This is a genomic window from Frankia sp. CeTa3Moorea (assembly GCF_978021225.1).
In genome coordinates, this window is record NZ_CDXDOR010000130.1 from 1 (window position 1) to 13,596 (window position 13,596).

A 13,596-nucleotide genomic window follows, 5' to 3' on the forward strand; every position below is an offset into this window, starting at 1 on the left:
CGACACGCCGCCCTACCCCAAACCACCAGCGACTATCACGCAGAGTGACACCCGAAGGTTAAACGACAAGCTGAGACATGTTAATGCTCCCGGAAGGTGTGGTTCTGCTCGGGGTCGAGGACCTCCAGCAGCGCCGCCGTTGGGTCCCCCCGGTAGTCGGCGCCCAGCTTGTCGACCTCGTCGAGCAGCACCACCGGGTTCATCGAGCCCGCTTCGCGGATCGCCCGGACGATGCGGCCGGGCAGCGCGCCGACGTAGGTCCGCCGGTGACCGCGGATCTCCGCCTCGTCCCGCACGCCGCCGAGGGCGACCCGGACGAACGACCGGCCCATGGCCCGGGCGATCGACTCGCCGAGTGATGTCTTGCCGACCCCGGGCGGGCCGGCGAGTGCCAGCACGGCACCGCCGCGCCGGCCACCGACGACGCCGAGACCAGCATCGGCCCGGCGCTTGCGCACCGCCAGATGCTCGATGATGCGGTCCTTGACGTCGTCGAGCCCGGAGTGGTCGGCGTCGAGTACCGCGCGGGCCGCGGCGATGTCGTAGGAGTCCTCCGCCCGGACATTCCACGGCAGGTCGAGGATGGTGTCCAACCAGGTGCGGATCCAGCCGCCCTCCGGGGAGGAATCCGACGTCCGCTCTAGCTTGTCGACCTCCTTCAACGCCGCGGCGCGGGCCTTCTCCGGCAGGTCGGCGGCCTCGACGCGGGCCCGGTAGGCGGCCGGTTCGGAGCCGCCGTCGCCGCCCGCGCCGGAACCCGGACCGGAGCCGCCCAGCTCGACCAGCTCCTTGCGAATGGCGTCGAGCTGGCGGCGCAGCAGGAACTCACGCTGCTGGCGGTCCATGCCCTCCTGAACGTCGCGGCGGATGGTCTCCGCGACGTCCAGTTCGGCCAGATGGTTCTTGGTCCACGCCAGCAGCCGTTCAAGCCTCGTGGCTACGTCCGCGGTGCCCAGCAGCTCGATCTTCTGCGCGGTGGTCAGGTAGGATGCGTAGCCGGCGGTGTCGGCGAGCGCGGACGGATCGGTGATCGCCGCGACGGAGTCGACGACCTGCCAGGCGCCGCGCTGGCGCAGCAGGTTGGTGACCAGGGCGCGGTACTCCTTCGCCAGGCTCTCGACCTTCGCCGGATCCTCGCCGGTCCGCGCGGGGGCGGCGTCCGCCGGAGCGTCGAGCGTGCCGGACGGCGGCCCAGCCCCCTCGTTCACGACGGCCCCCTCGTTCACCACGGTGTCGCCCCACACGGCGTCGACCCAGGTGACGTCGCCGGGACCCGAGCGCACGCCGCCGACACGGGCCCGGGCGGTTCCGCGGACGATCGCGGCCGAGCCCCCTTGCGGCAACCGGCCGACCTGTTCGATCACCCCGACGGCGGCCACGTCGGCGAGCGTGCCGTCGGTCCTGGGAACCAGCAGCACCTCGGCGGGCCGGCCCGCCGGCTGACTGGAGATCCCCGGCGCCCGCGCGTCGGGAGCGCCGCGGGATCCGCCGGCACGGGCGGCTTCGACGACGGCTCGGATCTCACCATCGGACATGTCGAGAGACACGACCATGCCCGGTAGCACGACGGCGTCGTCGAGCGGCAGGACGGGCAGCACCCGGATCTGTGGCATGCGGTCCACCTTCACGTGAAGAAGTTGAGTCACTTACACTGAAGTCCTTTTAGCTTACCGTTGGTCCCGGGATTGATCGCTGAGGGCGAACGCTTCTCGCTCGCGCCCTGATGATCAAAGAATTCGCGGGAAGGATCGAGGGTGGCCCGTGGTTGCGCGGGTTGGTAGTTGCATTTACAGGTAGAGGCGCCGGGATGAGCTGCTCGAGCAGGTTGAGCTGCTCGAGCAGGTCGACCGGCGATCGTGAGCCCGCCAGGAGGACGACATGCCTGCCGTCACCGCCGATACCGTCCGCCTGCCTCGGCTGGCTGAGCCCGCGCTCGGCAAGGTCGACCGTCCGGTGCGGAGGGTGACCACCGCGCCCACCGGGCTGGAGGGCGAGGGCTTCCCGGTGCGTCGGGCCTTCGCCGGAGTACGGCTCGCCGAGCTGGATCCGTTCATCCACATGGACGAGATGGGCGCCGTCGACTACGGGCCGGGCGAGCCCAAGGGAACCCCGTGGCATCCCCACCGCGGATTCGAGACCGTCACCTACATGATCGACGGAACCTTCCAGCACCAGGACTCGCACGGCGGCGGCGGACTGATCGCCGACGGCGCCACCCAGTGGATGACCGCCGGCGCGGGCATCCTCCACATCGAGACGCCGCCGGAGGAGCTTGTCGTCAGCGGCGGCCTGTTCCACGGTGTCCAGCTCTGGGTGAACCTCCCGGCGAAGGACAAGTTCTCCCCGCCGCGGTACCAGAACCTCGAGGGTGGCCAGGTCTCCCTGGTGTCCTCGCCGGACGGCGGTGCCCTGCTGCGGGTCATCGCCGGTGACGTCGGGGGCCACCGGGGCCCGGGTGCCACGCATACCCCGATCTCCGTCGTCCACGCGACGCTGACCCCCGGCGCGGCGGTGCACGTGCCGTGGAACCCCGAGTTCAACGCGCTCGCCTACGTCCTCGGTGGCCGTGGGACGGTGGGCCCGGACGCCACGGCGATCCGGGCCGGTCAGCTCGCGGTCCTTGGAACGGGGGATCTGCTCGGTGTCGCCGCGGACGACCGGCAGGACGCGTCCTCGCCGAACCTCGAGGTCCTGCTGCTGGGCGGTCGGCCGATCCGGGAACACGTCGAGGTGTACGGCCCGTTCGTCATGAACACCCGGGCCGAACTGCGCCAGGCCGTCGAGGATTATCAGGCCGGCCGGCTCGGGGTCATTCCGGCGAACGCACTGATGCCGCATCGCGTCTGAACCCGACGACATTTCCGGGTTCCCGTGCGGACCTGAGGTGAAGGGCGTCCCGTCATCCGCCTGGCGCCCCGCACGATGCCCGCCCCCGCCTCGCACCAGCTCCGCCGCACCAGTTCCGCCGCATCCCCCGTCGTGCTTCCATATGCCACCGTGCGTGCTTCCGTAGGCCACGCCCGTGTCGGTCGACAATATGGATCGTATGGTGGATAAGTGTTCGGCGCCGTCGACGGATCTCATGACGCGGGCGAGGGGCGGGGCATGCGGCAGGAAGCTGGATCGACGGGATCGGGACCCGACGGGGGGCCGCGGCCACGGCGGGCGGAATGGCCGGGGGCGAGTCTGCTCGGCCGCATGTCGCCGGAGTGCCGGGCGGAAATGCTGCAGATCGGCCTCTACCGGGAGTACGCGAGCGAGGAGATCGTGATGCGGGAGGGGGACACCACCAACTTCGTCGTCCTCCTGCTGAACGGATGGGTGAAGGTCACCGCGGCGACCGAGAACGGCGGCTTCGCGCTGCTGGCCATTCGCCACGGCGGTGACCTCGTCGGCGAGCTGGCGGGGGTGGATTCCGAGCCGCGTTCGGCGACGGTGACCGCCGCCGGGGCCGTGCTCGCGAAGGTGATCCTGGCCGAGGCGTTCGTCGCCTTCCTGCGCCGGCAGCCGGACGTGCACCAGATCGTGACCAGCACGATCGCGACGAAACTGCGCTCGGCGACCCGCCGTCGGGTCGAGTTCGGCGGGTGCCCGGTCGCGGTGCGGGTGGCACGGGTGATTCTCGAACTGGAGCGGGCGTATGGCGGTGCCGCCGGCGGTGGGCGATCGGTCGGGGTGTCCCTCACTCAGCCGGAGCTTGCCGCCCTGGTCGGCGCGGCCGAGCCGACAGTGCACAAGGTGCTGCGGGAACTGCGGCAGCGCAACGTCCTTGACACTGGTTATCGCACTGTCGTGATCCACGACATCGGGGCGTTGCGGCTTGCCGCAAACCCGTGAGAATACGGGGCGGTCGGTCCGCGTGACGCGGGACAGTGGCTGCTGTCCGGTTCTGGCCGCGGAGGTTGCCTGTGAGCGGAAGACCGCCCGGAATCCGGCGTATGTGTATTGCCCTGGACGCCGACCGGACCGGCACCGCGCCGCCGGGTGTGTTGCGGCCGAGAAGGTGGCAGCGTGATCTCGGTACGGTGGTGGACGAGGTGTGCGCGCTGGCCGAGATGGACCGGGCACACTGGATTTTTCCGGCCGTCGGCGGCGGTGAGATCGCGATTCTTCCGCCGGGCATCGACGAGGGTCGGGTCGTCGCTGCCTTCGTCCGGGCGCTGCGCATCGTGCTGTTTCACCTGAACGACTCCCGGCCCGATTCGGAGTGGGTTCGGTTACGCGTCGCGATGCACCAGGGAATCACCCGCGTCGACGAGTCAGGCTTCTCGGGACGAGCGGTGGTGAAGGCATCGGAACTGCGTGACTGCGCCGCCCTCCGGGCCGAGTTCGCTCGATGCTCGGCGGCCGACCTGGCGCTCGCCGTCTCCGCCGAACTGTTCGACGACGTCGTCGAACATGACTATCCCGAGCTGCGTGGCCGTGATTTTCACCCGGTGCGGGTGGATCTCGCGTCGATAGGTCGAGCCGATGCCTGGTTCCTGCTCTCCCGATCGGTCGACGCGGCAACCATGCCCGGCGTGGCGACGACCTCCGGCGTGGCGACGGCCTCCGGCGCGGCCATGTCCCTCGTGCGGGCTGTTCCCGGGTTCGGGGCGGCCGCCGGGCCCGTGCTGTCGGTGGTCCCCGAATCGGACGCCAGGCGGTCAGCCGGCGGGTTCGACCCGGCCTTCCTCGGGCAGGCCCGTCGCCCACCTCTCCTCAATACGGCCGTACTTCCAGACCAGCAGAGCGACGGCCCAGGTGGCGACGAACAGGCCGACAACGAAGTAGCCGACGACGTTGAGATCCAGACCCGCGACCCAGTCCCAGAACCCGCCGGTGAGATGTGCTTTCTCGGCGAGGATGCCGAGCAGTTCGACGCTGCCGATGAGGAACGCGACCGCGACGGACAGCCCGGTAATGGTGATGTTGTAGTAGACCTTGCGGACCGGTTGGGAAAAGGCCCAGCCATAGGCGAAGTTCATGAACGAGCCGTCGATGGTGTCGAGCAGGCTCATGCCGGCGGCGAACAGGATCGGCAGGACGAGGATGGCGTACCAGGGCAGGCCGGCACCGGCGGCGCCGGCGGCGAGGAAGAGCAGGGCGACTTCGGTGGCGGTGTCGAAGCCGAGACCGAACAGCATGCCGAGCGGGTACATCTGCCAGGGTCGGGTGATCGCTCTGGTGAAACGGCCGAGGACGCGGTTCATCAGCCCGCGGGAGTTCAGCTGCTCCGCTAGGCCGGCCTCGTCGTACCTGCCGCGGCGCATGTCGCGGAAGACCCTGATGATGCCGAGGAGGATGACAAGGTTGAGTGCGGCGATGGTGTAGAGAAAGCCACCGGAGACGGCGGTACCGATCCAGGCGGTGACGTCGTGCAGGGTCGAGCCGTCGGCTTCGATCTGCCCGGCCAGGGAGCGGACGCCGACGCTGAACAGCAGCGCCAGGGCGAACACGACCGTGGAGTGGCCGAGGGAGAAGAAGAAGCCGACGGACAGTGGGCGCTGACCGTCGGTCATGAGTTTGCGGGTGGTGTTGTCGATCGCGGCGATGTGGTCGGCGTCGAAGGCGTGGCGCAGGCCGAGGGTGTAGGCGGTGACTCCGAGGCCGACCCCGAAGACCTGGCCGTCAGCGCCGAAGCGGTAGTGGTGCGGTGCGATGACTGCCGCGAGCGTCACCCAGCCGATCACGTGTAGCCCGACGATGACCGCGGCCATGCCGCCGACGCGCACCCACTCCCGGCGGTCGAGCGCCCCGCGGACCCCGGTGGGAAGGCCCTCCCTCGGCATGGTGCCGGCCTGCGCGGCCATGGCAGGTCTCCCCTCGCGGTGCACCCGCCGACGTGGACGGGGGAGTTCTCGTGCGGCGGGCAGAAGAACGATAACCAGATCATGGATGCTTCTGCAACTAAGTTGCAGAAGCATCCATGATGCAGAGCTTTGCCGCCGCCGCGCGCCGTCGTTGCAGCTGGGCGACGAGCTGGTCGCTCGCCAGCAGCAGCACCGTGAGCCAGGAGATCGTCGCCACCTTCCCGAACGCGGCGACCCAGTCTCCGTCCGTCGGCAGCGCATGCCGGGCCTGCACCTGTAGCACGTACAAGGCGCTGACGCCCAGGCAGACCACCGGGCCGACGCGGGTCAGCAGACGGCCGCGGGGCACGAGCAGCGCCACGGCCGTCGCCAGGGCGACGATGACCCCCGCCACCGGGGAGACCAGCGCCGCCGAAAGCAGACCCATCCCCAACACGGCGAGCACGGTGGTGCGCGGGCCGGCACGCCCCGCCCGGTCGGACCACGGCTCGGCCGTCGGCAGATCCGGCTCGGGTGCCCGGGACGTCCGGGACGTCCGGGACGACCGCGTGGCCACGGTCGCGCGGGCTCGGCGGGTGTAGAAGATCACCAGCGCGAGGGAGAGCAGCACCGTCACCGCGGACAACACCAGGGAGAACCACACGATCCGTTGCGGGGCCCAGGTCAGCGTGACGGTGAACCCGGCGGCCGTCGGGGTGATCCGCCAGCCGTTCGCGTAGCCGTCCACCAGCCTGGGGGCACCCAAGTCGGCGCCGCCCACGGTCGCCTTCCAACCCGGGGAGAGGCTCTCCGCGAGCACCAGCCAGAACGGGGTACCGGGCCGCGCCCCCGCCACGTCGACGGTGAAGGAGGTGTCGCCGGCCGACTGGACCGTCACCCGTGGCGTGGCGGCCGACGTCGTTCCGGTGGTGCCCGTCGTTCCGGTGGTGCCCGTCGTTCCGGTGGTGCCCGTCGTTCCGGTGGTGCCCGTCGCGGCTGGTGGGGTCCCGGCAGGGGAGACGGCGGAGGCGGCGCCGGTCGCGTTCAGCCACGGGCCGCCGCCGGCGTCCGAGGCCAGCAGCAGGCGATCGAGATCGATGCCGGCGAGGGCCCCGTCGGTGGTCCGGATCACGTGCTCCCCCGGGCCGAGGGTGACCGGCTGGCCGCAGGTGGCGACGGTCAACCCGAGCCGGTTGACCGCGTCGGCGGTGCCCCCGGTGACCTGCACCCCCACCGGCTGACCGTCGATGCTCAGCAGGTCGGTCCGGCAGGGTGCGGGGATCTGGGCCGGCAACAGCCCCGTCCCGGTGCTCCCTGCCGTGCCTGTCGTGCCCGCCGCGGGCTGACCGGTGCCCGTGGCGCCGGCCGCGAGGCCGGGCATCCCGATCTCGGCGAGGCCCACCGGCATCGCCAGCGGCGAGCGGCTGATGGGGTCGATGCTGGTGACGGTCCGGGCGTCGTCGACGACGAACTTCCACGTGCCACCGGTAACGGCCGGGAAGGTGAGGGCCACCTCGCGGGTGCCCCCGCGCGCCGAGGTGTCGGTGACCGGAGGCACGGCCACCGCGCCGACCCGCTGGCCGTCGACCTCGATTCCGATGCGGGTCGGGATCGAGTGCCGACCGTCGGCGACGATCGACATCGTCATCGACGAGACCGTCAACGGGGTCGGCGAGGCGATCTGGATCCAGCTGCCCCGCGGGTTGCCGATGCCCGGGCTCCACGCGGTGACCGGGTTTCCGTCGAAGGCGCTCGACGCCCGCGCCGCGAGCGATCCCGGCAGCCGGCCGGAGGAGGTCACCACTGGGAGGGCGGCCGGGCGGCCCAGCACCTGGTCGACGCGGTCGTCGGGGGAATAGGCGGAGACGCGGGCGGTGCCGGTGAGCGCGAACGTCCGGGCCGTCGGCAGGGAGAACGACCGGCTGATGACCGACTCGGTGTCCTGCTTGAACGGTTCCGACGGGTTGGCCCGGTCCCGGGACACCTCCAGCGCCAGCCGGTGGCCGAGGGAGGCGGCGCCGGCGGCGTCGAGGCTGTCGCTCGGCATCCGCAGCACCTCCTCGGCCGTCAGCGGTGCCCCGTTCGCTCCGGGGATGGCGACCTCGGCAAACCCGACCGCGGAGACGTTGTCGTAGCTGCGCTGCCGGCCGGTGTTCGTCGCGTCGACGTGGATGCGCAACGTCCGGAAGGCCCGGGTGGGGAAGCGCACGACCTGCCCGGCGGCGGTGCGGGAGGCGTCGGTGAGCGCGACGGTCACCGGGGAGCCGCCGTCGAAGGTCAGCGTCGCCCGAGTGATCCACCGGTTGCGCGGCCCGGTCAGCGGCTGGACGAGGCGGATCTGGTCCGTCGCCGTCGGCTCGGCCAGCGTGGTCTGCCAGGCCTCCCCGGCCGGGTCGGTGAAGGCGCCGACCCGCCACGCGGTGCCCGGGTCGCCGTCGATCGCGCGGACCGGTCGGTCGGACGCCCCGTAGGAGAAGCTGTTTCCGTAGCTGGTGGCGGTCACCTCAGCGATCTTCGCCGGGGATCCCGGGGCGTGCAGGGCGGCGGTGGTCTCGCTGGTCACGTTCTGGTCGGGGAACATCGGCAGCCGGTTGTCGTTCGGGTCCTTCGCCAGCGGCCTGACCCCGGGTTGCTCGACGTAGCCGAAGTTCTCCCGGATGCCCGTCCACCGTTCGGCGCGCCGCCGGTTGGTGTCGGTGACGAGCAGGTCCGCACCGTCGTCGAGGGCCTGGCGCATCGCGGCGGGATCGGTGGCGAGTGCCGGGGCGTAGAGGATCGCCCGCCCGTCGGCGATCGGCTCGGCGAGCAGGCCGGAGGCCGCCGCGTCTACCAGCGCCTCCCCGTTGCCGCTGACGAGCAGGGGCCGCGCGGTGGTGGCGGTGCGCACGATCGGCTGCGCGCCGCTGACCGGGAAGACGGCCAGCGCCGGCGGATCGGGCACCGACGGGTCGGTGCCGAGGGTGACCTCGTCGGTGAACGGGATACCGGGATCCTCGGCGACCGGCGGTCCGAAGGTCTGCGGTACGCCCAGCCCGTCCGGTCTGGTCGAGGTGAACAGGTTCCAGGTGGCCCGGGGGCGCGGGGTCCGGTACCGCTCGTAGGCGAGGTTGCTGCGCAGCACCACGTCGCCGACGCCCATCAGCCGGGCGAGATCCGGCAGGGCGGAGGTCTCGAACACCCCCTCCTGCAACCGGCGGTCCAGCGAGCGGACCAGGTCGACGCTGCCCGCCTCGCCGTAGGGGATGAGTTCCCGCACGACCAGCGGACGGTCCATCAGCCCCTCGGTGACCGGGTCGAGGGTGCTTCCCCAGCGGTAGTGGGAGAAGTCGGCACCGGGAAGCTCCAGCACCCGCGTGCCGTTGTTCCCAAGTGTCCCGTTGTTCCTAGTGTCCAGGGCACGCGCGAGTTCGGTCTCGTAGGCGGGGACGTGCTCGGGGCGTTCGAGTAACGGCTCGACGAACTCGCCGCGGAACAGCGGTGACATGTCGAGGGCCAGCAACAGCAGGACCACCCCGGTGGCGAGCGGCGGGACCAGCCGCCGGCGCCGGCCCGACCGGACCGGCCGCCCACCTGGGGCACCTGGGGCACCTGGGGCAGCCGTAGCAGCCGTAGCGGTCGGACCGGCCGCCGCGTACCGCTCCCAGAGCGCGGCGAGCCCGCCCGCGAGCAGCACCGACATGCCCAGCGCGACCAGGGGGACCGCCCGGGGCAGCGAACGCAGCGCGAGACCGGCCGTCGATCCCTCGGCGAAGTCCTTGAACAGCCGTCCCCAGGGAGAGGGATCGTCGTACGGGTAGACGCCGACGGCGATCGTGGTGCCCAGCAGGATCAGCGCGACGAAGTAGCCGCGCTGGCCCCAGCGGATGGCCGAGGCACCGATCAGGGCGAGGATGGGTATGGCGAAGCTGACCGCGGTTAGCCAGATGCTCTGGGTGTAGTGGGTGGCCGGCCCGATCCACGGACCGAGCGCGTCCTGCCCGTAGAAGAACCAGTTGCCCAGGCCCCGCAGCACCTCCGAGGCCTGCGAGCTGCTGGCGACCGTCTCGATTGTCTCGGTGAAGGCGAGGACGTTGAGGCCGTAACCGGCCTGGGTGTAGAGCCCCGCGATCCACCATGCCGACGTGACGAGGACGACCAGCACCGCACGGGTGCACATACTCACGGCGGCGCCGAGCCGGACCTCGCGGGTACCCCAGACGGCGAACGGTATCCACAGCAGTGGGGCAAACAGAATGAAGATCAGGCTGGAGGCGTTGATGCTGCCGATCGTCGTGACCACGAGGGCGAAGGCGGCGGGGAAGCGCCAGCCGGCGGGACGCCAGCCGGCCCGGCCGGACTCCGCCTCGCGCAACCCGCGCACGGTGATGCCGATCAACCAGCCCAGTCCGGCGTAGGGCAGCAGGATCGCCGAGATCCGCGCCTCGTACTCCAGGATGTAGGGCGAGAGCATGTAGCCGAACGCGGCGACGAACGCGAAGCGGTCGGGCCAGCGGAACGAGCGGAGCAAGAACAGCACGCCGGTGCCGGCGCCGAACAGGATGGAGCCCGTCCACAGCCGCTGCGCGACCCAGTCGGGCAGGCCGACGAGATCCAGCAGCCAGTAGAAGGCGCCCTGCGGGAACAGGTAGCCGATGTTCTGATGGGTGACGGTGCCCATGCCGATGCCGGGGTCCCACATGGAGACCGCCCGGCGCAGCATCCGGCTCGGATCGAGGTAGAGGTACGCCTTGGTGTCGGCGCCGATCTTTCCTGGTGCCGTCGCCAGCAGCGGCAGATACGCCACGGCGGCCAGCACCAGGGTCGGCCAGGATGGCGGCCGCCGCCGCCGGATCGTCGCCGAGGCCGGACCGGACTCGGTGCGACCGGACTCGGTGTGACCGGAGCGATCGGACTCGGTGCGACCGGAGGGGGCCGGACCGGACGGCGACGTGGTCACGGTCACCGGATCACCGGATCATCGCAGTCACCGGTGCGGCCCAACCAGGTCCGCGGCCCGGGCCGCGGTGGAGCGGCGGCCCTGATGCCGGGCCGCCTCCCGGGCGAGTGCCGCGAACGTCGAGCGAGCCGTCTGCGCCCAGGTGAAGATCGACGCATGCGCCAGCGCCCCGGCGGACAGCCGGGCGCGCAGATCGTGATCGGTCAGCACGCCGGCCAGTGTCTTGCCCAGGTCGGCCGGATCCTCCACCAACACGCCGGTCTCGCCGTTGACGACCGCGTCGGTGTGTCCGGCGATCTTCGTCGCGACGGACGGCGTGCCGCAGGCAGCGGCCTCGGTGATCGTCATGCCCCAGCCTTCACGGGCCGAGGCCGAGGTCAGCACCCAGGCGCGCCGATACAGCGCCAGCAGGGCGTCGTCGTCGACCCGCCCGACGAGGTGCAGCCAGCCGCCGGCTCCGGCAGCGGAGATCCGCTTCTCCAGCTCCACCCGCTCGTAGCCCTCGCCGACGATGACCGCCTCCATCGCCGGATGTTCATCGTGGGCGCGGACGAGCCCGTCGATGAGGACGTCGAACCGTTTCACCGGCACCAGACGCCCGACAGCGAGGACGAGCGGATGCGGCGAGCGCTCGCCTGCGGGGGAGAACGACGGGTCGATGCCCGGCGGCACGACCGAGATGTTGCGCGGCGGCAGGCCGAGCAGTTCGATGATCTCGTGCCGGGACGACGGGGACAGCGTCAGGATGCGCGTACGCCGGTACAGCAGTGGCGCGATCTTGAATTCGACGGTCTCGCCGATCCTGGCCAGCTTCGGGGACAACACCATCCGCCACATCTCGGCATGCACGTGGTGCAGGAACACCACCCGGGGGCAGCGGGCCCAGACCGGGGAAAAGAACGGCATCCCGTTCCAGATCTCGACCAGACCGTCCCAGGGCCCGCCGCGGCCCAGCGCGCCGGACACCGCTGTGCGCGGGAAGACCGAGTACCGGCCCGCCTTGCGGACCACCGTGTAGCCGTTGCGGTGGACGGACTCCGGATGGCCGGACGCCACGGCCGTGCGCAGGCTCACGTCGATGCCGGCCTGCGCCCACAGCTCCGCGACCTTGTCGGCGTGCAGTTCCGACCCGCCCGACTCGGGGTCGTCGAGATCACGCCAGGCCAGCATGTGCACGCGGCGCAGCCCCGAAGTCTCGACCAGCTCGGCGAGGGAGGGTCGGCGCGGCGCGGCCTCGATCCCGGGCGCTCCCACCTGCGCGGTCAGGAGGCCCGGCGGGACCGGGACGGCCGGCGGCACGACGAGGCCCTCGGGGGTCGGCGGGATCGTCGCGCCGGGGCCGCGACGATTGCTCGCGGCGCTCATGCCCGAGCCGTCCGGCGGGCGGCGGCGAGCACCGACAGGCCGGTGACGATGGCCAGCACGGCCTGGCAGGCGAGGTCGGCGCGGGCGGTGCTCGTCGGTGATCCGTCCGCCCACAGCATGAGGGGGACGGCCGCGGCGGCGGCCAGCCCCAGGGCCAGCAGTACGCCACGCTCGCCGAGAGCGAGCAGGTAGTGGGTGAACAGCACGGTAGCTCCGAGACAGGTCATCGCTGCGGCCAAGGGGAGAAGCGCGCCGGAGGCATCGGTGAAGCGAGAGCCGAAGGCCAGGGAGAGAAGTGTGTCGGGTGCGAGGAGAGCGGCGGAGAGCAGCCCCAGTGCGGGTACGAGGAGTATCGCTAGCGTTGCTCCGAGTTGATGGAGGGCGTGCTGCCCGAGATGTCGTCGATCGGCGGCCTCCGGCAGCAGGAAGCCGGCCAGCACGACCGCCGCCAGTACGAGTACCTTGCTGGCCACCGAGACGGCCGCGTAGGAGCCCGACTGGTCGGGGGCGAGCCGGCCCTGCATAAGGACGTCGATGTTCTGCAGGAGGCCGAGCATCGCCAGCGCGACGAGAGCGGCGCCGACCTCGACGGCCAGCCGGGCCGTGGGCGCCGCGGGCGAGCCCGGCTCGGGCGACATTCCTACGACCGCGTCCGGGTGGCGGCGCAGCGTGGACCGCGTGTGGGCGAGGGCGGCCAGCACACCGAGCAGGACGCCGATCGCCGCGCCGGTCTCGTCCAGACCGGCGAGCACCAGCCCGATCGTGAACACCGTCTTCACTGCGGCGTCGACGAGCAGGTTGGCGGCCAGCGCCGGATAGAGCCGGCCGCACTGCAGCAGCCCCCGGTCGACGCAGAGCAGACACCAGGCGGCACCGGCGGTCACGATCTCGGCGACGCCGCCGGGACCGGGCAGCGACAGCTCGTGGGCCACGAAGCCCCGAGCGGCCACCGCGAGCACGGCGACGACCAGCACGAGCGCGACCCCGACCCGGCGGACCCGGCGGACCCACTGCGCCACCAGGTCCAACTGCCCGCTGTGCTGCCAGGTGGTGATCCGCCGGACCACCCCCACGAGCAGGGCGCTGCCCGGCATGGACACGATGAAGAAGATTGCGATCAGTTGGGCGACCGCGCCGTAGGACCGGGTACTCATCGCGCGCGCGATGATCAGCGTGACGCCCATGTTGGCGAGGTTGGCGAGCAGGCCGGCCAGCGCCAGCGGGATGGCGCCGCGCACCGCCCCCCGCAGCCGGGTGCCCCGGGTCTGTTTCAGGCGTTTACGCAGCGTCCAGCCGTCGGTCGCGATCGCGACCGACGCGCCGCCCAGTTGGGCGGTATTGCGCTTCATGCGGAGTCCTCCCCGACGACATACGCAGGGGTACTCCCCACCCCGCGCAACGGAATGCCCGCGTGGGGCCGGTTCACCCGCGCCGGGGTGGTCGGCCGCCTGGTACTCCCGGGAACGGTGCTCAACGGATTGTCAGTGCCTTGTCGGCCGATTCCGTCTCGGCGGCGACGTCGGC

General features: G+C 71.5%; 7 protein-coding genes. 2 read left to right on the forward strand and 5 right to left on the reverse strand.

The window, feature by feature from the left end:
• Positions 1-80 precede the first annotated feature (80 nt).
• Positions 81-1,613: an LON peptidase substrate-binding domain-containing protein gene (locus AC08OV_RS18990; RefSeq protein ID WP_476616168.1), complete on the reverse strand. Its 1,533-nt coding sequence runs from the start codon at positions 1,611-1,613 to the stop codon at positions 81-83.
• Positions 1,614-1,878: 265 nt separating this feature from the next.
• Here AC08OV_RS18990 and AC08OV_RS18995 point away from each other — a divergent pair, with 265 nt between their 5' ends.
• Positions 1,879-2,847, forward strand: coding sequence for a pirin family protein (locus AC08OV_RS18995; protein ID WP_462187056.1), 969 nt, complete (start codon positions 1,879-1,881; stop codon positions 2,845-2,847).
• 258 nt (positions 2,848-3,105) lie between these two features.
• A complete protein-coding gene (locus AC08OV_RS19000; RefSeq protein ID WP_476614503.1) occupies positions 3,106-3,837 on the forward strand; it encodes a Crp/Fnr family transcriptional regulator in 732 nt (243 codons plus the stop codon).
• Between the two features lie 809 nt (positions 3,838-4,646).
• On the opposite strand, the gene nicT is transcribed toward AC08OV_RS19000, so the two are convergent.
• The 4 genes from nicT to AC08OV_RS19020 all read right to left on the reverse strand — a co-directional run bounded on the left by nicT (position 4,647) and on the right by AC08OV_RS19020 (position 13,421).
• Positions 4,647-5,792 (reverse strand): Nickel transporter NicT, encoded by a 1,146-nt coding sequence (nicT, locus tag AC08OV_RS19005; protein ID WP_476614501.1) that lies wholly within the window; start codon positions 5,790-5,792, stop codon positions 4,647-4,649.
• Between the two features lie 97 nt (positions 5,793-5,889).
• Entirely contained in the window at positions 5,890-10,713 is a 4,824-nt protein-coding gene (locus AC08OV_RS19010) for an alpha-(1->3)-arabinofuranosyltransferase domain-containing protein (RefSeq protein WP_476614500.1), read from the reverse strand.
• A 21-nt stretch (positions 10,714-10,734) separates the two neighbouring features.
• Positions 10,735-12,072 carry a glycosyltransferase family 4 protein gene (locus AC08OV_RS19015; RefSeq protein WP_476614499.1) on the reverse strand — a complete coding sequence of 446 codons (1,338 nt, stop codon included), beginning with the start codon at positions 12,070-12,072 and terminating at the stop codon, positions 10,735-10,737.
• Positions 12,069-13,421: a hypothetical protein gene (locus tag AC08OV_RS19020; RefSeq protein ID WP_476614498.1), complete on the reverse strand. Its 1,353-nt coding sequence runs from the start codon at positions 13,419-13,421 to the stop codon at positions 12,069-12,071. Before AC08OV_RS19020 ends, AC08OV_RS19015 begins: the two co-directional genes overlap by 4 nt.
• Positions 13,422-13,596: the final 175 nt, after the last annotated feature.